Below are 21,899 nucleotides of genomic sequence, written 5' to 3'. Positions count from 1 at the left end.
GTTTAAAGAGTATTTCCTCACTGTCCCGCACCGAGGAGTCCGCGTGCCCGCACCTGTCATCGAAATCCGCGACCTCCACAAATCCTATGGGTCCCTCGAAGTGCTCAAGGGCGTGTCGGTCACGGCGGACAAGGGGCATGTGGTATCGCTGATCGGCTCGTCCGGGTCGGGAAAATCCACGCTGCTGCGGTGTTGCAACCTGCTTGAGGACAGCCAACAGGGCGAGATCCTGTTCAACGGGGAGCCGATCCGCTGGAAGGGCAGCGGTCACGACCGGCGGCCGGGCGACGCACGACAGGTGCTGCGCGTGCGCACCAACCTGTCGATGGTGTTTCAGCAGTTCAACCTGTGGGCACATATGTCGATCCTCGAGAACGTCATGGAAGCGCCGGTCACCGTCCTGCGGCAGGACCGCGACGCGGTCGAGGCGCGCGCGCGAGGGCTGCTCGACAAGGTCGGGATCGGCGACAAGTGCGACGTCTATCCAGCGCAGCTTTCGGGCGGGCAGCAGCAGCGTGCCGCCATCGCGCGGGCGCTTTGCATGGAACCGCAGGCGCTGCTTTTCGACGAACCGACCTCAGCGCTCGATCCCGAACTTGAGCAGGAGGTCGTGCGTGTGATCAAGGATCTCGCCGCCGAGGGGCGCACCATGATGATCGTGACCCACGACATGCGCATGGCCGCTGACATGTCGAGCCACGTGATCTTCCTGCATCAGGGCCGGATCGAGGAAGAAGGCCCGCCGGACGCGCTGTTCGGCGCGCCGAAATCCGCCCGGCTGCAGCAGTTCCTGTCACATTCCGCCCCGGCTTGAACCGGGGCCACCATCACCAACAAGGGGAAACCAATGAAAACACTGACACTTGCGACGGCCCTTCTGGCCTTCGGAACGGGCGCTGCACTCGCGCAGGACGTGGTCCGCATGGGCACCGAGGGGGCGTATCCTCCGTACAACTTCATCAACGACAATGGCGAGATCGACGGCTTCGAGCGCGAGTTGGGCGACGAGTTGTGCGCGCGGGCCGAACTGACCTGCGAGTGGGTCACCAACGACTGGGACAGCATCATTCCGAACCTCGTGTCGGGCAACTACGACACGATCATCGCAGGCATGTCGATCACGCCGGAACGCGACGAGGTGATCGACTTCACCCAACCCTACACCCAGCCCGATCCGTCCTCCGTCGTGGGCATGACGCCGGACCTCGATCTCGCAAGCGCGGTGATCGCGGCGCAGACCGGCACCATTCAGGCGGGCTACGTCGCCGAGATCGGCGCGACGCTGGTCGAATTTGCCAGCCCCGACGAAACCGTCGCCGCCGTGCGCAACGGCGAGGTGGACGCGGTGATCGCCGACAAGGCGTTCCTTGAACCCATCGTGACCGAGGATGCGGACCTGATGTATGTCGGCGACGACATTCTTCTGGGCGGTGGCATCGGCATGGGCATCCGCGAAAGCGACGCCGAACTGAAGGAAACCTTCAATGCCGCGATCCAGTCCATGAAGGACGACGGCACCCTGAACGAGCTCATCGCGAAGTGGCTGCCCGAAAGCGCGCCGTTCTGATCCCGTTCCGCCGGGCGCCCTGAAACGGGTGCCCGGCCCTGCCGCGCCTTCGCCAGATCGGACCTTCTGACCCGTGTTCTCCTTCTGTACCGACCCTGCCCTGCTGGACGACCTGCCGTGGATGGCGTGCTACCTGACCACGGGCAAGCACATGGCCTTCTACGCCTCGTTCGGGACGGTGCTTCTGCTGTTGGCGATCACAGCGCCCGTCGCGCTGTTGTTCGGGTTTCTCGGCGCGATGGCGACCCGGTCACAGATCGCACCGCTGCGCTGGCTCGGGCGGGGATATACATCGATGGTGCGCGGCATCCCGGACATCGCCTTTTTCCTCTTCGTGCCGATCGCGCTCGATCAGGGGCTGGAATGGCTGCGCCACAAGGTCCGATGCCCCGACTGGGAGCTTCCGGTGCGGCAGGGCAACGATTTCGTGGTCTGCGACATCGCAAAGCTGCCGCTGTCCAATGCCCCACAATGGGTGCACGAGGGCTACGGCTTCGGAACCGCCGTGCTGGCCTTCGCAGTGGTGTTCGGCGCCTTCGCCGCCAACGTGATCCACGGCGCGATGACCGCGGTGCCGCGCGCGCAGATGGAAACCGCCGAAGCCTACGGGATGACCCGCAGGCAGGCGTTCTGGCGCATCCTTGTGCCGCAGATGTGGATCTTCGCCCTGCCCGGCCTGTCGAACCTGTGGCAGATCCTTGTGAAGGCGACGCCGCTGCTTTTCCTGCTGGGGGTAGAAGACATCGTCTACTGGGCGCGCGAACTGGGCGGGTCCAAGACCAGCACCTTCACCTACCCCCATCCCGATTGGCGGCTTTATTACTTCCTGTTCCTGCTGGTGTTCTACCTTGCGCTGACGCAGGTGTCGGAGATCGCATTCGGCCGACTGGCGCGTCGGCTGTCGCGCGGTCAGGCCACCGCAGCGGGTGATGCGCTGCGCAAGGCCGCCGCATGAGCTGCTGGCAGACGATCCAGGACTACGGGCTGCGCTCGCTCGGGATCGGCGAACGGCTGCTGCCGCGCTCCGACATTACGCTGTGCGAGCAATTCACCCTGATCGGCTCCGGCATGATCTGGAACGTCTATTTCGGCGTGCTCGCGCTGGCCTTCGGTTTCTTTCTTTCGGTGGCTCTGGCGATGGGCAAGGCGTCCAGCCGGGCGCTGGTGCGCAAGCCTTGCGAATGGTTCATCTTCCTGTTTCGCGGCTCGCCGCTCTTCATCCAGTTCTTCCTCGCCTACGAGGCGCTGACGCTTCTGCCCCGCACCGGAGTTTCGCTGCCGTTGGGCATTGTGACCCTGACCATCGAAACCTCGTGGGTGACGCGCGCCTGGGCCGGGGCGCTGCTGGTGCTGTTCCTGAACACCTCGGCCTATGCGGCGGAAATCTTCCACGGCGCGCTGCGGTCGATCCCGCGCGGCGAAAGCGAAGCGGCCGACGCCTACGGCATGGCGGGCTGGACCAAATTCCGCCGCATCACCTTTCCGACCATGTTGCGCCTTGCCTGGCCGGGCTACACGAACGAGGCGATCTTCCTGTTCCACGCCACCGCGCTGGTGTTCTTCTCCAGCTTCCCTGCCTGGCGCCAGCAGGGCGACGCGCTCTATTACGCCAGCTACCTCGCGGACCGCACCTTCAACCCGTTCATTCCCTATCCCATCTTCGCCGGCTATTTCATCGTTCTGACGGTCATCGTGATTGTGGTGTTCGGGCGGATCAACGCCCGGCTGAACCGGCACCTGGCGCGCGACGCGCGTCCGTCGCTGAAGATCAGGCCGCAATTGGTGCGCTGAGGACGATGGACATACAGACGGCAAGCCTGCGCACCGCCAGCGCGGATCTCAACGGGGTGATGCGGGGCAAGCGCCTGCCCGCCTCGGACGCGGCGAAACTGGAATTCGCCGGCCAGCGGATGCCACTGTCGGCGCTGTCGCTCGACATCTGGGGCAACGACGTGGAGGGCAGCCCGTTGGTCCATGCGTCTGGCGACGCGGACGGGCAGTTGCGCCTGACCGAACGGGGTCCGGTGCCGATGCCCTGGCTCGATCCGCAGGCGACACTGCTGCCGATGTGGATGTACACCGACGACGGGCGACCGTTCGACGCCTGCCCGCGCCACGCGCTGGCCCGGGTGCTGGCGCGCTACACACGGCGCGGCTGGAAAGTGGTCGCGGCAACGGAACTGGAGTTCACGCTGCTCGACATAAGTGGGCGGAGCATCGCGCAGGCGATCGACCCGGTCACAGGGATGGCGCTGCATTCGGGCGACATCAACTCGGTCGATGCGCTGGACGATTTCGCCGCATTCTTCGATGCACTCTATGCCGGGGCGGAGGCGATGGGCATCTCGGTGCAGGCGGCGGTTTCCGAAGGCGGGATCGGCCAGTTCGAGGTGAACCTGAACCACGGCCCCGCGATGCGCATCGCCGACGATACCTGGCTGCTCAAGTCGCTGGTCAAGGGTCTGGCCAAGCGGCATGGCATGGCGGCGACCTTCATGGCCAAGCCGTTTCCCGACGATCCGGGCAACGGGCTGCATGTGCACGTGTCGGTGAAGGACGCCCACGGGCAGAACCTGTTCGACAACGGGGTGATGTCGGGCAGCGGGCTGCTGCGTCAGGTGGTTGCGGGATGCCTGTCGGGGATGCCGGGCGCGATGCTGGTCTTCGCGCCGCATGCCGGAAGCTATGAACGTATCGCGCCGAGCAGCCATGCTCCGACCGGCGCATCCTGGGGCTACGAGAACCGCACGACGGCGCTGCGCATTCCGGGCGGCGATCCATCGGCGCGGCGCTTCGAACACCGGATGGCGGGGGGCGATACCAACCCCTATCTCGTGATGGCCGCGATCCTCGGTGCCGCGCTGATGGGAGTGGAGGACGAGTTGTCCCCACCCGAGCCGATCATCGGCAACGCCTACAGCAAGCCGATCCTGAAGGTGCCGACCGACTGGGACGAGGCGATCACCCGATTCGAGACGTCGCCGCGGATGGCCCGGATCTTTCCACGCCTGCTGGTCGAGATGCTGGTCAAGGTGAAGCGGCAGGAACAGCGGCTGATGGGCAGCCGCGACCCGGAACTGGTGGCGCTGCAACTGCACGACCGCGTCTGACGGCGGACGCTGCGGCGGCGCTGGACCTTGCGGCGGCGCAGGAATATGCTGCGCCCATTGCAAAACGAGGCTTTCATGCACATCGGCATCCTGGAATGCGGTCCCACCCCGGTGGAGATCGCGGAGCGCCACGGCACCTATCCGCAACTCTTCGCACGGCTGCTGGACGCGCCCGGCCGGACTTTCGCAAGCTGGTGCGTGCACGGGATGGAGTTCCCGCCCGGCGGGTCCGCGGACGCGGACGCTTGGCTGCTGACCGGATCGCGCCACGGCTGCTACGATCCGTTGCCCTTCATCGCGCCGCTGGAAGCGTTCATCAGGGCCGCGCGCGCGGCGGGGCGGCCAATGGCGGGCATATGCTTCGGTCACCAGGTTATGGCGCAGGCGCTTGGCGGGCGGGTCGAGAAGTCCAAGCGGGGTTGGGGTTTCGGGCGGCAGGTCTATGACATGGGAGACGCGGGCGAGATGGCGGTGACGGCGATCCACCAGGACCAGGTGGTCCGCGCGCCGCAAGGCGCAGAGGTGATCGCGCGCAACGCCTTCTGTCCGATTGCCGGGCTGCGCTATGGCAACTGGGGGCTGAGCGTGCAGCCGCATCCCGAGTTCGGGCCGCGCATCAGCGCCGATTTCGTGGAGCTGAAGGCTCGCGACGCGAGCTTCCCGCAGGCGTTGATCGCCCCCGCCCGCGCGGATCTGGCCGCCCCGTTGGACGACGGGCGGATGATGGCGATGATCGCGGATTTCTTCGAAGCGGCACTCGGCCACCCGTCGCGCCCGGCAGCCCCGGCCACCCGCGATGCCGCCCCCGCACCCCGGCAAGGACAGGTGTCCAATGGCTGACTGGCTGACCCGCATTCCCGACGCCGCGCGCCGCTTTCTCGACGGGCGGAGACTGGACGAGGTCGAATGCATCATATCGGACCTGCCGGGCATCGCCCGCGGCAAGGCAGTACCGGCGGGCAAGTTCGCACGGCAGGCCAAGTTCTACCTTCCAGAGTCGATCTTCTTCCAGACCATCGCGGGCGGCTGGGGCGAGGCAGCGGGTCCGCAAGGCTTCACCGAACCGGACATGATCCTGATCCCGGACATGGAAACCGCCACCGCCGCGCCTTGGACCGGCGACTGGACACTGCAGGTGATACACGACGCGCAGCGCACCGACGGCACGCCCGTGCCATTTGCCCCGCGCAATGTGCTCAAGCGGGTCCTCGCCCAGTACGAGGCGCAGGGCCTGCGCCCGGTCGTCGCCCCGGAGATGGAATTCTACCTTGTCGCCCGCAACCTCGACCCGGCCCGCTCGATCGAGCCCATGCTGGGCCGGTCGGGCCGACCCGCCGCCGCACGGCAGGCCTATTCCATGTCCGCGGTGGACGAATACGGCCCGGTGATCGACGACATCTACGATTTCGCCGAAGCGCAGGGCTTCGAGATCGACGGCATCACGCAGGAAGGCGGCGCGGGCCAGCTGGAGATCAACCTGCGCCACGGCGACCCGGTCAAGCTCGCCGACGAGGTGTTCTTCTTCAAGCGCCTGATCCGCGAGGCCGCGCTGCGCCACGACTGCTTCGCCACCTTCATGGCCAAGCCGATCGCGGACGAGCCGGGTTCGGCCATGCACATCCACCACTCGGTGATCGACAAGTCCACCGGTCGCAACATCTTCTCGACCGATGACGGCACCGAAACCCCGGCCTTCCACCACTTCATCGCGGGGCTACAGACCCATCTTCCCAGCGCCATCGCGATCCTTGCGCCTTATGTGAACAGCTATCGGCGCTACGTCCGCGACCATGCCGCGCCGATCAACCTCGAATGGGGCCGCGACAACCGCACCACCGGCATCCGCGTGCCGATCTCGACACCAGGAGCGCGTCGGGTGGAGAACCGCCTCGCCGGGATGGATTGTAACCCCTATCTCGGCATCGCGGCCTCGCTGGCCTGCGGTCTTCTGGGCCTGCGCGCGGGCGCCCAGCCGCGCCCGATGATGGCAGGCGACGCCTATGCCGGGGAAAGCGACATTCCCCATGACCTGTTCTCCGCGCTCGAGCTTTTCGAGGAGGCGGACGGGCTGCGCCAGCTGCTGGGCGTCGATTTCAGCCGGGTCTACGAGATCGTCAAGCGCGAGGAATACAACGAATTCCTGCAAGTCATCTCGCCCTGGGAGCGGGAGCATCTGCTGCTGAACGTCTGAGGTCCGGCCGGTGAACCTTCTTCACGCCAACGACCGGCCCGGGCGCTACCCGCCCAGTCTCTATGCCGCGGCCCGCCCTCTGCCCGCGCCGTCCGCGCCGCTGACGGGTGCGTTGCGGGCCGATGTCTGCGTGATCGGCGGCGGCTACACCGGCCTTTCGGCGGCGTTGCATCTGGCACGGCGCGGCTACGACGTGTGCCTTCTCGAGGCGCAGCGCCTCGGGTTCGGCGCGTCGGGACGTAATGGCGGGCAGGTCGGCTCCGGCCAGCGGATGGACCAGCGCGATCTGGAACGGTTGGCCGGTCCGGACGATGCGCGCCTCCTTTGGCAACTGGCAGAAGATGCCAAGGCGGAGGTGCGCGCGCTGATCGCCGATCACGCAATCGCCTGCGACTGGCGCGATGGCGTGGCCCACCTCGCCCGGAGCCCGCAGGCCGCCGCGCACGAGGCCGCGCTGGCGGATCATCTGGCGCGCCACTACGGATACACCGCGACAGAGATTCTGGACCGCGACGACGCCGCGCGCGAGACCGGGGCGCGCGGCTTTTCGGGCGGCGTGATCGACTGGGGTGCAGGGCATCTCGATCCGCTGGCCTTCGTGCTGGGGCTGGCAGGTGCCGCGCGCGAGGCGGGCGCCCGGCTGCATGAATGCAGCGAGGCGACCAGCCTTGCCCGCGACGGCGCGCACCACGTGGTCACAACGGCGCAGGGCCGGGTTACGGCGGACACGCTGGTGCTGGCCTGCAACGGATATCTCGGGCGCCTGCACGGCCCGACCGCCGCCCGGGTGATGCCGATCAACAACTTCATCGTTGCCACCGACCCGCTTCATGCCTTCCCGGGCGTGCTGCCGCGCGGCATCGCCGCCGCCGACGACAAGTTCGTGGTGAACTACTGGCGGCGCAGCGCCGACGACCGGCTGGTGTTCGGCGGTGGCGAAACCTACGGCTACCGTTTTCCGGCGGATATCGCCGCGATGGTGCGCCCGCTTATGGAACGGCTCTATCCGCAGCTGGCGGGTATCGGCATCGCCCATGCCTGGGGTGGCACGCTGGCGATCACCCGCTCGCGGCTGCCGCATTTCGCGCAGCCCGAACCGGGGCTTTACACCGCGTCGGGCTATTCCGGGCACGGCGTCGCGCTGGCCACGCTCGCGGGGCGGCTGATCGCCGAGGCGGTGGACGGCGACGCCGCACGCTTCGCGTTGATGTCCCGCCTGCCCGCTCCGGCCTTTCCGGGTGGCCCGGCCCTGCGCAACCCGCTTCTGGTGCTGGCGATGACGTGGTTCGCCCTGCGCGACCGGCTGGGTTTCTGAAAAGCCGTTGGCGCGGGAACATTGCGCCAGAAGTGCGCTGCCCCGCCGCAAGGATGCCCTAGCCATACGACTTTCCCGTCAAAGTTGAATTACGCGCCCGCGCAACTGTGTCATGGAAATGTCGCCGGCGCTGTTGTAAAGATTTCCGAAAGATCAGTTTCAGGAAATCGAAAATGACTCCGACGGCGACCGCCCCCAACGTTTATGATGCAGAGCCCATCCCCGAGGCCGCCCGCGCCGAGATCGACCGCCTGCTGGGTACGGGCGACCTGTTCCGCTACACCAGCGAAAACGCGCCGGTCACGCTGCTGGAAGCGGAGTTCGCTCAGATGCTGGGCAGCCGATACGCGCTCGCGGTAGCGTCCTGTTCGGCGGCGCTGTTCCTGTCGCTGAAGGCGCTGGACCTGCCGCGTGGGGCGAAGGTGCTGATCCCGGCCTTCACCTTCGGTGCGGTGCCCTCGGCGGTGGTGCACGCCGATTGCGTGCCGGTGCTGGTCGAGGTGGATGAAACCTACCGCATCGACATGGCCGATTTCGAAGCGAAGCTTGCGGGCGCGGACGCGGTGCTGATCAGCCACATGCGGGGCCATACATCGGACATGGACGCAATTCTTCGGCTTGCAGAGGCGCATGGTCTGCCGGTGGTTGAGGACGCGGCCCACTCGCTCGGCACCACGTGGCACGGGCGCAACATCGGCACGCTGGGGCGGATCGGCTGTTTCTCGTTCCAGTCCTACAAACTGCTGAACGCGGGCGAAGGCGGCATTCTCGTGACCGACGACGACACGATCATCGCACGCGCGGTCATCATGTCGGGCGCATATGAACACAACTGGCGCAAGCACCCGGCTGTAAATGCCCAGTTCGAGGCATGGCAGAATCGCCTGCCGCTTTACAACACGCGGATGAACAACCTGTCAGCGGCGGTGATCCGGCCCCAACTGGCCGAACTGCCACGGCGGGTGCGCGACGGGCGCGCGGGGCACGACCATGTCGCAGCGCAACTCAACGCCTCTCCGCACATGTCGGTGCCCGCGCCGCTGGCCCCGGAACGCCGGGCGCCGGATTCGATCCAGTTCAACCTTCTGGGCATGACCGATGCGGATGTCGACGCCTTCACGGACGCCGCGGCGGCACGCGGCGTGAAGGTGCAGGTCTTCGGGCTGAGCACCGACAACGCGCGCGCCTTCTGGAACTGGCAGTTCCTTGGCGAACAGCCGGACCTGCCGCGCACCCGCGCGATGCTGATGCGGGCCTGCGACGTGCGCCTGCCGGCGCGCCTGACCCGGGACGAGCTTGACTATATCGCCGGTGCATTGCTGATGGCGGTGGACAGCGTGATGGCGCCGCGCGCCTACGGTACCTGAAGCCGACGGCCCTGCCCCTGTCCGGCGGCGCCGGACCAGGCGGTCCCGGCTTCTGTCCCCGAACCCGCCGCGCGACCTGACGGCGAAGCGTCCCCGGCTACGGTCGGTGGGCCTTCGGGCGCTCCGTCCGGGCCCAGCACCACCAGCGAGGGCGCCAGCCATGGCATCCGCGCCAGCGCGGGCCGCACGATCAATTCATGGAGGATCGGGCGCAGCCGCGCGGCGGTCTGCTGCGGCATGTCCCCAAGCGCGCCGCGCCGCGCCCAAAGCGACACCGCCCGGCCCAGCGGCGCCATTGGCAGCGCGATCACGCCGACCCGCGCCTCGAACCGGTGTGCGCGCAGAAGCCCCAACGGCGTGAGGATCGACCAGCCCGCTCCCGCCGCGACCATTGATAGGATCGCGTGGTAGCTGTCCATCTCGAACCGCGAGGAGAGAACGAAATTTTGCCGCGCCAGGTGCGCCGCGATCTGGCGGCCCATGTGGTGACGCTGGGTATACTGGATGAAGGGCAGCGCGCGCAGCGCCTCGGGCGCGGCACAGACCGGCGAACCGTGCTCCAGCGGCACCACCGCGATGAACGGCTCGGCCAGCAGCGGATGCATCTCCAGCCCCTCGGCCGGAGCGGCGGTGTCGGCGGCGACGACCATGTCTAGGGCCCGCTCGCCCAGTCCGGAAAGCAGCCGGTGGCTCGCTCCCGTCTCCAGCAGGAACTGGCACGATTGCAGGTCGCCCGCCATGTCGGTCAGCAGCCGCGGCGTCACGTCCGCATCGAAATCCTCGATCATGCCAAGCCGCACGCGCGTCAGGTGCGACAGATCCGGGCCAAGCAGTTCCGACCGCGCCAGCGCCGCTTCGTCCAAGATTGTTTGCGCCCGTCGCAGGAACGTCTCGCCCGCCGGTGTCAGACGCAGAGGGCGGGCCGCGCGGTCCACCAGCACCGCACCGACCCCCGCCTCCAGCTTGCTGAGTTGCTGGCTGACGGCCGAGGCGCTGGCCCCGACCCGCTTCGCCGCGCCCGAGATCGCCCGCGTCTCGGCAATGGCCGCGAAGATCTCGATCATCCAGAGCGTGAGACGGCCCTGAGGGTCGGTCATCGCAGCCCCCGCCCTAGCCGTGCCGCGCGGCGGGCCGGGTCACTGGCCCAGCTTCGACATCTTGTCCTTCAGATCGGCAAGCTGCGCGCGGATGTCATCCAGTTCCTGCTTCTCGTCCGCGCTCAACTCCGCCTTGGGCGGCTCCGCGGCCGGCGCCTCGCCGCCGTCGTCGCCAGGCTGCCAACCGGGCACCATCGTCGCAAGGAACGCCTTCTGCTGGCGCTTCATCGCTTCGATACCCGACATCGGGTTCATCGGCGTGGGAAGGGTCGAAAAATTCTCCATCATCTTGGACTGGCTGTCGCGCAGCATGTCGAAGGACATGGCAAGGAACTGCGGCACCACCGACTGCGCCTGCGTGGTGTAGCTGCGCACAAGGTCGGTCAGCACCGCGATCGGCAGCACGCTTTCGCCCTTGCTTTCATGCTCGGCCACGATCTGGAGAAGATACTGGCGCGTCAGGTCGTCCCCGGACTTCAGATCGACGATCTTGACCTCGCGCCCGCTGCGAATGAACCCGGCGATGTCTTCCAGCGTGACGTAGTCGCTGGTCTCGGTGTTGTAGAGACGCCGACTGGCGTAGCGCTTAATCAGCAACGGTTTTTCTGTATCTGACACCGGTCATCCTCCGCTCGGGTCGCCGCAGTGCAGAGTAGGACAGCCCGCCCCAAAAGAAAAGAGCGGGCATTGAGCCCGCTCTTCCCAGTCCGCGCAGCGAGGGAGGGTCGCCTGCGGACTTGAAATTCAGCCTGTGCGCCGTGTCGGCGCCGGCCGATCACTTGGCGGCGGCGGTCGCCGTCGCGGTTGCCTTCTTGGCAGCAGCGGTCATGTCGGTCGTCGCCTTCTTGACGGCGGCGGTCGCGTCTTCGCTGATGTCCTTGCCGGCGGCGAGCATCAGTTCGACGGTTTCCATCTGCACCTTCTTGGCGACTTCAGCGAATGCTGCCATCGCTTCCGAGGTCATTTCAGCTTGGGCCGACGCGAAGTCGGTCATCGCCTTGCCGTAGTCCGCCGGCTCGTCCTTGACGGTTGCGACAGCGGCCATCTTCGCCAGGGTGTCCTTGGTCCACTTGGCCGAGATCTCGCTCGACTTTTCGGCGGCTTCCAGAGCCACTTTGGACATTTTTTCGTTCAGCGTCGCCGACGTCTTGAACGCGTCCTGCATCGCCTTGGTGTCGACGGGGAATGCACCCATCATTTCCTGCATCATCTTGGTCATGTCGTTGGTTTTGGTCGCAGCCATTGGTTTTCTCCTTAGCATGGTAGGCGGAAATCCGTGTGACCGCCTTTGTTGGTGCTGAGGAACATATGCCTGCCGCAGCGCAGCATTTCAAGTCCTTTTTCTGCGCCGCAGCATTTTTGTTTGTCCTTACGTCACGACGCCTTCTTGCGCGCCACCACGTAGGTGCCCGGCGCATCGGTCAGCGCGGGGTGTTCGGCGTCGCCGGGCATGCGCGCCGGAACCTGCTTGCCGGACTTCTTGGCCAGCCATTCGCCCCAGCGCGGCCACCATGACCCTTCATGGAACTCTGCCCCCGCGCGCCAATCATCTGGCGACAGCTTCAGGTCAGTATTGGTGTAGTGGCCGTATTTCTTCTTGCTGGGCGGATTGACGATACCCGCGATGTGGCCCGACTCGGACAGGATGAAGGTCTTGGACCGGCTGCCGAACTTCTGGATGCCACGATAGGACGGCTTCCACGGCGCGATGTGGTCCGTCTCGCAGGCGATGGCGCAGAGCGTCGTCTTGACGTCGGCGGACGTGACGGTTTCGCCGCAGATCGTGAAACCCGTGGTGGCGAAGCGGTCGGACTGGCAGAGCCCGCGAAGGTACTGCACCGCCATCTTGCCGGGCAGGTTCGTGCCGTCGCCGTTCCAGTGCAGCAGGTCGAAGGCGGGCGGCGCCTCGCCCATCATGTAGCTTTTCACCGCCGGCCCGTAGATCAGGTCGTTGCTTCGCAGGAACGAGAAGGTCCGCGACATGAAAAAGGAATCGAGTATGCCGGTCTGCGCGCATTCCCGCTCGATCCCGTCGACGAAACTGTCGTCCAGAAACACGCCGACTTCGCCGGGGTCCGAGAAATCTGTCAGCGTCGTGAAGAATGTCGCCGACTTGATCGACGTGTCCCCGCGCTTGGCCATCAGCGCCAGTGTCAGGCTCAGTGTGGTGCCCGCGATGCAATAGCCGACCGCGTTGATCTGCTTTTCGCCGGTCAGCTGCTTCACCTGCTCAATCGCGGTCAGGTAGCCGTCCTGCACGTAGTCGTCCATGCTCACGTCGGCATAGCTTTCGTCCGGGTTGACCCAGGACACCACGAACAGCGTGAAGCCCTGATCGACGATCCACTTGATCAGGCTGTTCTTCTCCTTCAGATCGAGAATGTAGAACTTGTTTATCCAGGGCGGGAAGATCAGCAGCGGCGTCGTGTGCACCGTCTCGGTCGTCGGCGTGTACTGGATCAGCTCGAACATCCGGTTGCGGAATACGACCTTGCCCGGCGTGGTCGCCAGATTCTCGCCCACCTGGAACGCCTTTGGATCCGACAGCGTCACGATCAGGTCGCCATCATGGCTTTCGATGTCGCGCACGAGGTTTTCCAGCCCGTCCACAAGCGACTGGCCCTGCGTCGCAACCGCGCGCTCCAGCGCGTCGGGATTGGTCGCAAGGAAGTTCGTCGGCGCGAACATATCCATGATCTGGTGTGTGAAATAGCTGACCTTCTGGCGGTCGCGGTCGTCCAGATCCTCCAGCGCCGCGACCGCGTCGTCGATCGCCTGCGTGGTGCGCATGTAGTTCTGCTTGATGAAGTTGAAGAACGGATGCGTGCTCCACAGCGGGTTGGCGAAGCGCTTGTCGCCCGGCGTGTCGTCGGGCGGCGCGATCAGCTTTCCACTGCTCAGCGTGCGCTGCACGTCCACGTAGTGCTGAAGCATCTTGCCCCAGTAGCCGGCCTGATGCTCGATCAGCTTGGCCGGGTTGTTCATCCATTCGGTCCAGTAGGCGGTTGCCGCCTTGCGGAAAACATCCTGACTCGGTCCCTGCAGGGACGGGTCGACCTGGCGCTTGTTCGCCATTGCAGCCACGAGCCTCTGGGACAGTTCCTCCATGCGCGAAATGTTCTCGTTCAGGCGTTCCAGCTCGGCGCCTGCTTCCTTTTCGTCAGTTGTCATGGCCCGTTTTCCCCCGTAGGTTCATGCACGATGCTTGTAACGTCGTAGCGGAGGGGGGCCAAAGCGACGAATTGTTACGGGGGGCCGCGCGGCCCCGGCCCAGGAGACGAATATGCGCTACATGGCGACCTACGACCTTATGGAAACGGTCCGCAACACGAACCAGTGGCTCGGCGCCACTGCGCGGGCCTTCGGGTCCTACCCGGCAATGGGCCTCGCGCCCACCCCAGCCTTCAAGATGATTGCCGCCTGGGGCGAGGTGATGGAACGCAGCTTCGCGCGGATGGTCGCCAAGCCGGACTGGAACATCACCTGCGTCGTCGGCGAAGACGGGCGCGACCACACGGTAACCACCCGTCCGGTGATCGCACGCCCGTTCGGCGATCTGCTGAAATTCGAAGTGCAGGGCCGCAACCCGATGCGCCGCAAGGTGATGCTCGTCGCGCCCATGTCGGGGCATTACGCCACCCTGCTGCGCTCCACCGTGCTCAGCCTGCTGCCCGACTGCGATGTCTACATCACAGACTGGCACAACGCCCGCGACATCCCCGTCAGCATCGGCAAGTTCGACATCGAGGATTACACGCTCTACCTGGCCGACTTCATGGAAGAGCTGGGCAACGATCTGCATGTGATCGCCGTGTGCCAGCCCGCCCCGCTGACGCTGGCCGCGGCCGCCTACCTCGCCGAACGCAACCCGGATGGGCAGCCCGCCTCGCTCACGCTGATCGGCGGACCGATCGACCCGGACGCCGCCGCGACCGATGTGACGGATTTCGGGCGCCGTATCACGATGGGCCAGCTCGAGGAACTCGCCGTGCAGCGCGTCGGCTTCAACCATATCGGCGCGGGGCGGCTGGTCTACCCGGGCCTGCTGCAACTGTCTTCCTTCATGTCGATGAACGCCGACCGCCACGGTGAGGCGTTCTTCAATCAGATCGTGCGCGTCGCCAAGGGCGAGGCGTCCGACCACGACCACCACAACAAGTTCTACGACGAATACCTCGCCGTGATGGACATGACGGCGGAATTCTATCTTTCGACGGTGGAGCGGATCTTCAAGAACCTTGAAATCGCCCGCAACGAATTCGTCGTTGACGGGCACCGCGTCGATATCGGCAAGATCACCGACATCGCCGTCAAGATCGTCGAAGGCGAGAAAGACGATATCAGCGCGCCGGGCCAGTGCCTCGCCGCGCTCGACCTTCTGACCGGCCTGCCCGAAAGCAAGAAAGCCGCGCACCTGGAACCGGGCGCAGGGCATTACGGCATCTTCGCCGGGAAAAGCTGGCGCAACAATATCCGCCCGCTGGTGCTGGAATTCATCGACGCGAACAGCCGCCCCGCGCCCGAAGCCGCTCAGGGCCTGCGCAGCGTCTGACCCCGCCGCGCACTTCGGCGTTCCGCGCCGTTCGGCGCGGATCACCCGGCGCGGCGCGCCAGCAGCAGCGACCGGAAATCGCAGTCCGGATCCTCGGTGACCAGTCGGACCTGCGCACAGCCCGCGGCGCGGCACAGCGCGCGGTAGTCATCGGGATCGAGGCTGGCATGGTAGACCGGCTCGCCGCCGACCCTGCCCAACTCTTCGCCCGCACGCGGACCCACGCTGACCAGAAGCCGCCCGCCGGGCGCGAGCCGCGCCACCAGCCGCGGGATCAGCGCCCGCTGGTCCGCGGGGACAAGGTGGAACACACTGTCCCAGCCAAGGATCGCACCGAACGGTCCGTCGGGCAGCGCGCCGCGCATGTCGCCCTCCAGCCAGCAGGCCTGCGGGAACCGCGCCCGTGCCAGCGCCAGCATCGCCGGGGCCACGTCAAGCCCGGTCACGGCGAAGCCCTGCCCGATCAGCCAGCCCGCGATCGGATCTCCCGCGCCGCAGCCCAGGTCCAGCACCGGCGCACCCGGTGCCAGCCCCGCCACGGCCCGCTCCAGCCACGCCCGCTCGTGCAGCCCGCGCGGGCGTTGGGCGTCCCACACCGCGGCCTGCCGCTGGTAGACCGCCGGGATCGCGTCCCGCAGCGCGGCCAGCCCGGCCGCGCCCGGGCTCACAGGCCGCGCACCCAGCCGACGATACGTTCCACCAGCGGCGCGGTGGTGGCCGGGCTCAGGATGTCGCCCGCCAGCACGTGCCCCGACGGATCGTCGCCCACCGCAAGCGTCACCGGCACCAGCTCCGACCGCGCACCCCATTCGGCAGCGGCGCGCACGGCCGCGCGCCCGTCGATCACCTCGTCCCGGCCCGACACCGCGACCAGCGCGGGCACCGTGATCGCGCCCATGTCCAGCCCGCGCACCGCATGGGTCAACGCACCCAGTACAGCGACGGCGCGTGTCGGATAGCGCGTCGTCCAATGCTCGGCATGGCCCGCGCTGCGCGGCTCGAACGACCGCTCAGTGCCAATCAGCAGCGGCCCCCAGGCGGCGGCGCCGGGCCATTCGATCAGCCGCCCGCCCCAGCCCGCCACCCGCAGGTTGGGCGAGAGCAGCACCACCCCGGCCAGCGCCTCCGAAAGCTCCGGGTCGGCGGCGGCCAGCACCGCCAGCGTGCCCCCGGTCGAACTGCCCAGCAGCAGTACCCGGTCCCCCAGCGCGCGACCCACCGCCACCGCCTCGGCCAGGTCGTCCACCCAGTCGGCGACCTGCGGCTCGGCCATTGCCGCGCCGTCCCGGCCATGCCCGGCGAGGCGCGTCAGGAACAGGTTGGCGCCAAGCCGCTCCGCCACAAGGTCAGGCAGCGGACGCAGCTCCTCCCGGCTGGCCGAGAAGCCGTGCAGGTTCACAACCACCCAGTCGCTGCGGGTGCCCGGCGCGCCCGCCCAGACGATCTGCTTGGCCGCCTCCGGGCGCAGGTCCGGCACCCCGGCCTCCGCCTCGGCCAGCCAGTCCTCAAGCCCATCGGCCTGCGGCACCTCGACCGGTCGTACCGTCAGATCGGCAGCCACCGTTGGCCCGATAAGGTCCAGCACCAGTGTCGCCAACCATGCCGCGACCCCGATGCCGATCACCCAGCGCAAGATCGCCATCACTGTCTCCATCAGCCCGTCACCTCCCCGATAGCGGCCTCGACCAGCGCCAGGCACTCCGGAGCGGAAAACCGGTGCTCCGCCCCCTTGACCAGCGTCAACCGCAGGTCCGGTCCATCTGCATGGGACAGCAGGCGCAGCGCCGTGTCCACGCTTACCTCCACGTCGGCCGTGCCCTGCAGGAAGCGAACCGGAAAGGGCAGCGGCAGCGGCCGGTCCAGAACACGGTTGGCGCGCCCCTCTTCGATCATCCGCAGCGTCACGGGCAGCGGGGCGCCGTAATCGGACGGCAACGCCACCTGCCCCGCCGCGCGCACCTCGGCGCGCTGTTCGTCGGTGAACCCGTCCCACATCCCGTCGGTGAAATCCGGCGCCGCGGCGATGGTGACCAGCCCGGCCAGGCGCTGCGGCATGTCGCGCGCGATGAGCAGGCTGATCCAGCCCCCCATGCTGGAGCCGACAAGCACCTGCGGCCCATCCGTCAGCGCCGTGATCGCCGCCCGCGCATCCGCCGCCCAGTCACCGATGCACCCATCCTCGAAACGCCCCGAGGACGCCCCGTGCCCGCTGTAATCGAACCGCAGGAAGCCGCGCCCCTCCGCCGCCGCCCAGGCCTGAAGATGCTGCGCCTTGGTGCCGGTCATGTCCGATGCGAAGCCGCCCAGGAAGACCACACCCGGCCCCGTTCCGACCGTCCGGTGATAGGCCAGCCTGCGGCCTTCGGGCGTGTCGAGATACTCGGGACTGTCCGTGGGCGGCATGGGCGCTCTCCTGCTGTCGGTCGGGTTGCAGGCAGCTTCGCCCCGGCGCGGACCCGCGGCAAGCCCCCAATCAGTCATTTAAGTTACCCTATTGTCACGTGACTATCGAATCACGTATAGGATCTGCATGGACCGCATCTTCAAAGCCCTCGCCGATCCCGCCCGCCGCGCGCTACTCGATGCCTTGCGCGACCGGGACGGGCAGACCCTGACCGACCTCGAAACCCGGTTCGAGATGTCGCGCTTCGGGGTGATGAAACACCTGCGCGTGCTGGAAGGCGCCGGCCTCGTCACGACCCACAAGGCCGGGCGGTTCAAGTATCACTACCTCAACGCCGTCCCGCTTCAGCAGGTCATCGACCGCTGGATCGACCCGCTTCTTGTCAAACCCGCCGCCCGCGCGGCGCTCGACCTAAAATCCCGCCTCGAAGGAGCTTCCGCCATGGACACGCCCACCAAGCCCGATTTCGTGATGACCACCTTCATCCGCTGCACGCAGGACGCGCTGTGGCAGGCCCTGTCCGACCCCGACGCGGTCCGCCAGTTCCATTTCATGGCCAGCCATGCCGAAATGCGCGGCGATGCGATGGTCAGCTACACCCCAGACGGGGCCGAGATGCTGGTCTGCCGCGTGACCGAGGCGACGCCGATGACCCGGCTCGTGACCACCTTCGAACCGAAATGGGACGCCGCGGCGGTGACCTCCACCGTAGTCTATCTCATCGCGCCGGAAGGCGATCATTGCCGCCTCACGATCCAGCACTATGGGTTGCAATACGGGGCCGACGGCGTCGGCGAAGGCTGGGCGCGGTGGGCGTCGGGGCTCAAGACATGGCTGGAGACCGGCACACCGGCCCGTTTCGGCGCAGCGGTCAGCGCCGCCTGACCCCCGCGCCGACCTACGGCCGAAGCGTGAGCGGAGTCCTATGCGATTCATATGACGGTCATATGGAATTCATACACCGCCGGATCACGCTCCGGCGCGGCTTGACATGCCCCGGCCCGGCGCGCACAACCGCGCCGAACCCAACCCGCAACCGGGCGTTTTGTAGGCGCCAAACCGACGAGGAGGCCACCAGATGGCAGACGTCACCCTCACCCTTCCCGATGGCTCGAACCGCGTGTTCCCGGCTGGCGTGACCGCCGCCGCTGTCGCCGAAGATATCTCCAAGTCACTGTCAAAAAAGGCTATTTCCGCCACGGTGAACGGCGCGCATTGGGATCTTCAGTGGCCCATCACCGCCGATGCCGAAATCGCGATCCACACTCTGAAGGATGACGTGCAGGCGCTGGAATTGATCCGGCACGACCTTGCGCACATCATGGCGCGCGCGGTCCAGGACATCTGGCCGGACGTCAAGGTCACCATCGGCCCGGTCATCAAGAACGGCTGGTACTACGACTTCGACCGTGCCGATCCATTCAGCCCGGAAGACCTTGGTCTCATTGAGAAAAAAATGAAAGAGATCATCGCGGCGCGCGATCCCGTGCGCACCGAGGTCTGGGATCGCCCCCGCGCCATCGCCCACTACAAGGCGCTCGGAGAGCCCTACAAGGTCGAACTGATCGACTCCATTCCCGGCGATGAACCGCTGCGGATGTACTGGCACGGCGACTGGCAGGACCTGTGCCGCGGCCCGCATCTGCAGCACACCGGACAGGTGCCCGCCGACGCGTTCAAGCTGATGTCGGTGGCCGGTGCCTACTGGCGCGGCGACAGCACCCGCCCGATGCTTCAGCGCATCTACGGCGTCGCGTTCCAGAACCGCGATGAGCTGAAGAAGTATCTGAATTTCCTTGAAGAAGCCGAAAAGCGCGATCATCGCCGCTTGGGTCGTGAGATGGATCTGTTCCACTTCCAGGACGAAGCGCCGGGCATGGTGTTCTGGCATCCCGACGGCTGGACGATCTACCGCGAGCTCGAGGATTACATGCGCCGCCAGTTGACCCGCGACGGCTATCGCGAGATCCGCACTCCGCAGGTGGTGGACCGCAAGCTGTGGGAAGCCTCGGGGCACTGGGACAAATACCGTGAAAACATGTACATCACGGAGATCGACGAAGAACACGCCAACGAGAAGCGCGTCAATGCCCTCAAACCGATGAACTGCCCCTGCCACGTGCAGGTGTTCAACCAGGGCATCAAGTCCTACCGCGACCTGCCGCTGCGACTGGCGGAATTCGGGTCGTGCCACCGCTACGAGGCGCACGGCGCACTGCACGGCCTGATGCGTGTGCGCAACTTTACCCAGGACGACGCGCATATCTTCTGCACCGAGGACCAGATCGAGGCGGAATGCGCCAAGTTCATCGACCTGCTGTCCCGCGTGTATACCGACACCGGCTTCGGATCCTTCGACATCAAGCTGTCCACCCGTCCCGAGGTGCGCGTCGGGTCTGACGAGGTCTGGGACAAGGCCGAACAGGCACTTGAGAAAGCCATTCTAAGTATCAGAAATGATTATGAAGTCGATCCCGGAGAAGGCGCGTTCTACGGCCCAAAGCTGGACTTCAAGCTGACCGATGCGATCGGCCGCGAATGGCAGTGCGGCACATTCCAGGCCGATTTCAACCTGCCCGAACGGCTGAACGCCAACTACATCGGCACCGATGGCGAGAAACACCGCCCCGTGATGCTGCACCGCGCCGTGTTGGGCAGTTTCGAGCGGTTCATCGGCATCCTGATCGAGAACTACGCCGGGCGGATGCCGTTCTGGATCGCACCGCGGCAGGTGGTCGTCGCTTCCATCACCTCGGAGGCGGATAACTACGTCCGCGAAGTCGTGAACGCCCTTCAGGGCGCGGGGCTGCGCGCCGAAGCGGACCTGCGCAACGAGAAGATCAACTTCAAGGTCCGGGAGCATTCGGTCGCCAAGGTGCCGGTGATCCTCGCCTGCGGCGCGCGCGAGGTGGACACGCGCAGCGTCACCGTGCGCCGACTGGGCGAGAAGGCCACCAGCACCGAAACGCTGGATGCGATCGTGAACGAGCTTGGCATCGCCGCGCGCGCGCCGGATCTCGTCTGACCTGCTTGGGGCGGCGCCCGACCGCGCCGCCCCCGCTGCTCATATTGCCAGCGCGGCCTGCACCGGCTTGGCCCAGCCAAGATGCAGCGCCGCGCCGGTGTCGATCACGGGACGCTTCATGACCGAGGGGTGCGCAGCCAGCAGCGCCGCTGTGGGCATCGCGCGCGCCGCGTCGTCCAGTCCGCGCCAGGTGGTGGAACGCCGGTTCACAAGATCATCGCCGAACGCATCGATCCAGACCATCAAACGATCCGTGCCGACCGGGTCGACCCGCACGTCATGCAGAACCGCGCTATACCCGGCCGCCTCCAGCGCCTTCACCGCCTTGCGGCAGGTGTCACAGGTGCGGATCCCGTAAACCGTGATCATCGACATTGCATCTTTCCCCTGAATCGCCCGCCGTGCGGGTATTTTCTTTGCTCAAGACTTGTTTTTAGGGCTGATCCAACTTGTTTAGAAGGGGTGCGCTTGCGGCACGGGCCCTGCTTCCAAGCCGCGGCGCGCCGGAATGGTAAGGACGGCCCCGACGCGGGCACCAAGAGGGAGAAACGCGATGCCCACAGGCACCGTGAAGTGGTTCAATACCACGAAAGGTTATGGTTTCATTGCACCGGACACCGGCGGCAAGGACGTGTTTGTGCATATATCGGCTGTCGAACGCGCGGGCCTGACCGGCCTTGCGGACAATCAGAAAGTTTCGTTCGAGATGCGCGAAGGCCGCGATGGACGGGAGTCCGCGTCTGAGCTGAAGCTGATCGACTAGCGCTGCCGCGCAGCAATCGCCCGATCACTGCGCACTTCCCCAAAGACTGCCCGAAACATCGGCAAAACGGCGCAGTCATGCTGCAATGCAGCATTCTTGGTGCGCCATCATTAGAGCTTCCCGCTAAGGTCAGGGCGGGGGGATCGGTTTGCACGTGATGCAACGTCCCCCGACGGCCGGTCCCTCCGCCAACCTGCGACGGAGGCCGCAATGACACGTTTCATGACCGACCTTATCCTCTATTACGCCTGTGCAATGGCCGCGGAACAGGCCCCGGTACCGGGTGACGAGGCCATGCGCTGTTCACTGGCCTATGAACGGGTCAAGACCCATTTCTATGCCGCACCCCCCGCACCCGAAGGCACCCCGGAACGGGCACGCCAATCCAACGCGGCGTTCTCGGCGCTACGTGACTGGGAAGCCGCCAATCCCGGCAAGGTGGACGACCTGACCGACATCGCGCGCAGCTGGACTGTCGGCGCCCCGGCCTGACCGGCGGCACGGCCCG

Annotated in this window: 22 protein-coding genes; 14 read left to right on the top strand and 8 right to left on the bottom strand. The window is 66.4% G+C overall.

What is annotated here, in order from left to right; all coding sequences use genetic code 11:
- Positions 1 to 43: 43 nt before the first annotated feature.
- From DKT77_RS02670 to DKT77_RS02630, 9 genes are all read left to right on the top strand, one after another.
- Complete coding sequence (locus DKT77_RS02670) at positions 44 to 814, top strand: ABC transporter ATP-binding protein (protein WP_109810199.1); 771 nt, start codon at positions 44 to 46, stop codon at positions 812 to 814.
- Positions 815 to 847: 33 nt separating this feature from the next.
- Positions 848 to 1,567, top strand: a complete 720-nt coding sequence (locus tag DKT77_RS02665; RefSeq protein WP_109810198.1) for a transporter substrate-binding domain-containing protein — start codon at positions 848 to 850, stop codon at positions 1,565 to 1,567.
- A 73-nt stretch (positions 1,568 to 1,640) separates the two neighbouring features.
- Positions 1,641 to 2,522: an ABC transporter permease gene (locus DKT77_RS02660; protein WP_109810197.1), complete on the top strand. Its 882-nt coding sequence runs from the start codon at positions 1,641 to 1,643 to the stop codon at positions 2,520 to 2,522.
- Positions 2,519 to 3,358 (top strand): ABC transporter permease, encoded by an 840-nt coding sequence (locus tag DKT77_RS02655; RefSeq protein ID WP_109810196.1) that lies wholly within the window; start codon positions 2,519 to 2,521, stop codon positions 3,356 to 3,358. Before DKT77_RS02660 ends, DKT77_RS02655 begins: the two co-directional genes overlap by 4 nt.
- Positions 3,359 to 3,363: 5 nt before the next feature.
- Positions 3,364 to 4,677 carry a glutamine synthetase family protein gene (locus DKT77_RS02650; protein ID WP_109810195.1) on the top strand — a complete coding sequence of 438 codons (1,314 nt, stop codon included), beginning with the start codon at positions 3,364 to 3,366 and terminating at the stop codon, positions 4,675 to 4,677.
- 75 nt (positions 4,678 to 4,752) lie between these two features.
- Entirely contained in the window at positions 4,753 to 5,517 is a 765-nt protein-coding gene (locus DKT77_RS02645; RefSeq protein WP_109810209.1) for a type 1 glutamine amidotransferase, read from the top strand.
- A complete protein-coding gene (locus DKT77_RS02640; RefSeq protein ID WP_109810194.1) occupies positions 5,510 to 6,868 on the top strand; it encodes a glutamine synthetase family protein in 1,359 nt (452 codons plus the stop codon). The genes DKT77_RS02645 and DKT77_RS02640 overlap by 8 nt, the downstream gene beginning before the upstream one ends.
- 10 nt (positions 6,869 to 6,878) lie before the next feature.
- The gene (locus DKT77_RS02635) at positions 6,879 to 8,183 is read left to right on the top strand and encodes an NAD(P)/FAD-dependent oxidoreductase (RefSeq protein ID WP_109810193.1); all 1,305 of its coding nucleotides are present in this window, start codon (positions 6,879 to 6,881) and stop codon (positions 8,181 to 8,183) included.
- A gap of 173 nt (positions 8,184 to 8,356) precedes the next feature.
- Positions 8,357 to 9,550 carry a DegT/DnrJ/EryC1/StrS family aminotransferase gene (locus tag DKT77_RS02630; RefSeq protein WP_109810192.1) on the top strand — a complete coding sequence of 398 codons (1,194 nt, stop codon included), beginning with the start codon at positions 8,357 to 8,359 and terminating at the stop codon, positions 9,548 to 9,550.
- Here DKT77_RS02630 and DKT77_RS02625 read toward each other — a convergent pair.
- The 4 genes from DKT77_RS02625 to phaC form a co-directional block, all read right to left on the bottom strand.
- Positions 9,538 to 10,647, bottom strand: coding sequence for a LysR family transcriptional regulator (locus tag DKT77_RS02625; protein WP_238547640.1), 1,110 nt, complete (start codon positions 10,645 to 10,647; stop codon positions 9,538 to 9,540). The genes DKT77_RS02630 and DKT77_RS02625 overlap by 13 nt on opposite strands.
- A gap of 39 nt (positions 10,648 to 10,686) precedes the next feature.
- Complete coding sequence (gene phaR, locus DKT77_RS02620; RefSeq protein ID WP_109810191.1) at positions 10,687 to 11,265, bottom strand: polyhydroxyalkanoate synthesis repressor PhaR; 579 nt, start codon at positions 11,263 to 11,265, stop codon at positions 10,687 to 10,689.
- A gap of 157 nt (positions 11,266 to 11,422) precedes the next feature.
- Positions 11,423 to 11,890 (bottom strand): phasin family protein, encoded by a 468-nt coding sequence (locus DKT77_RS02615; protein WP_238547639.1) that lies wholly within the window; start codon positions 11,888 to 11,890, stop codon positions 11,423 to 11,425.
- A 131-nt stretch (positions 11,891 to 12,021) separates the two neighbouring features.
- Positions 12,022 to 13,818, bottom strand: coding sequence for a class I poly(R)-hydroxyalkanoic acid synthase (gene phaC, locus DKT77_RS02610; RefSeq protein WP_109810190.1), 1,797 nt, complete (start codon positions 13,816 to 13,818; stop codon positions 12,022 to 12,024).
- Between the two features lie 112 nt (positions 13,819 to 13,930).
- On the opposite strand from phaC, the gene phaZ reads away from it, so the two are divergent.
- On the top strand, positions 13,931 to 15,199 hold the full coding sequence (phaZ, locus tag DKT77_RS02605; protein ID WP_109810189.1) for a polyhydroxyalkanoate depolymerase: 1,269 nt from the start codon (positions 13,931 to 13,933) through the stop codon (positions 15,197 to 15,199).
- Between the two features lie 41 nt (positions 15,200 to 15,240).
- Here phaZ and DKT77_RS02600 read toward each other — a convergent pair whose 3' ends face one another.
- From DKT77_RS02600 to DKT77_RS02590, 3 genes are read right to left on the bottom strand one after another with little or no spacing between them, the layout of a single operon-like run.
- Entirely contained in the window at positions 15,241 to 15,867 is a 627-nt protein-coding gene (locus DKT77_RS02600) for a class I SAM-dependent methyltransferase (protein ID WP_238547638.1), read from the bottom strand.
- Positions 15,864 to 16,841 carry an alpha/beta hydrolase gene (locus DKT77_RS02595; protein ID WP_238547637.1) on the bottom strand — a complete coding sequence of 326 codons (978 nt, stop codon included), beginning with the start codon at positions 16,839 to 16,841 and terminating at the stop codon, positions 15,864 to 15,866. Before DKT77_RS02595 ends, DKT77_RS02600 begins: the two co-directional genes overlap by 4 nt.
- 11 nt (positions 16,842 to 16,852) lie before the next feature.
- Positions 16,853 to 17,602 carry an alpha/beta fold hydrolase gene (locus DKT77_RS02590; protein WP_109810186.1) on the bottom strand — a complete coding sequence of 250 codons (750 nt, stop codon included), beginning with the start codon at positions 17,600 to 17,602 and terminating at the stop codon, positions 16,853 to 16,855.
- 127 nt (positions 17,603 to 17,729) lie between these two features.
- Here DKT77_RS02590 and DKT77_RS02585 point away from each other — a divergent pair, with 127 nt between their 5' ends.
- Both DKT77_RS02585 and thrS read left to right on the top strand, forming a co-directional pair.
- The gene (locus DKT77_RS02585) at positions 17,730 to 18,488 is read left to right on the top strand and encodes an ArsR/SmtB family transcription factor (RefSeq protein WP_109810185.1); all 759 of its coding nucleotides are present in this window, start codon (positions 17,730 to 17,732) and stop codon (positions 18,486 to 18,488) included.
- A gap of 193 nt (positions 18,489 to 18,681) precedes the next feature.
- Positions 18,682 to 20,628, top strand: a complete 1,947-nt coding sequence (thrS, locus tag DKT77_RS02580; protein ID WP_109810184.1) for a threonine--tRNA ligase — start codon at positions 18,682 to 18,684, stop codon at positions 20,626 to 20,628.
- A gap of 39 nt (positions 20,629 to 20,667) precedes the next feature.
- Here the strand turns inward: thrS and DKT77_RS02575 are convergent, their stop codons facing one another.
- Positions 20,668 to 20,994, bottom strand: coding sequence for an ArsC/Spx/MgsR family protein (locus DKT77_RS02575; RefSeq protein ID WP_109810207.1), 327 nt, complete (start codon positions 20,992 to 20,994; stop codon positions 20,668 to 20,670).
- A 187-nt stretch (positions 20,995 to 21,181) separates the two neighbouring features.
- Here DKT77_RS02575 and DKT77_RS02570 point away from each other — a divergent pair, with 187 nt between their 5' ends.
- Both DKT77_RS02570 and DKT77_RS02565 read left to right on the top strand, forming a co-directional pair.
- Entirely contained in the window at positions 21,182 to 21,391 is a 210-nt protein-coding gene (locus tag DKT77_RS02570; RefSeq protein WP_109810183.1) for a cold-shock protein, read from the top strand.
- Between the two features lie 210 nt (positions 21,392 to 21,601).
- Positions 21,602 to 21,883, top strand: a complete 282-nt coding sequence (locus DKT77_RS02565; protein ID WP_109810182.1) for a hypothetical protein — start codon at positions 21,602 to 21,604, stop codon at positions 21,881 to 21,883.
- Positions 21,884 to 21,899: the final 16 nt, after the last annotated feature.

This window comes from Meridianimarinicoccus roseus (assembly GCF_003172915.1).
In the GTDB taxonomy this organism is placed as follows: Bacteria; Pseudomonadota; Alphaproteobacteria; order Rhodobacterales; family Rhodobacteraceae; genus Meridianimarinicoccus; species Meridianimarinicoccus roseus.
Note: the sequence above shows the minus strand (reverse complement) of the source record. Positions and strands in the feature narration are given on the sequence as shown.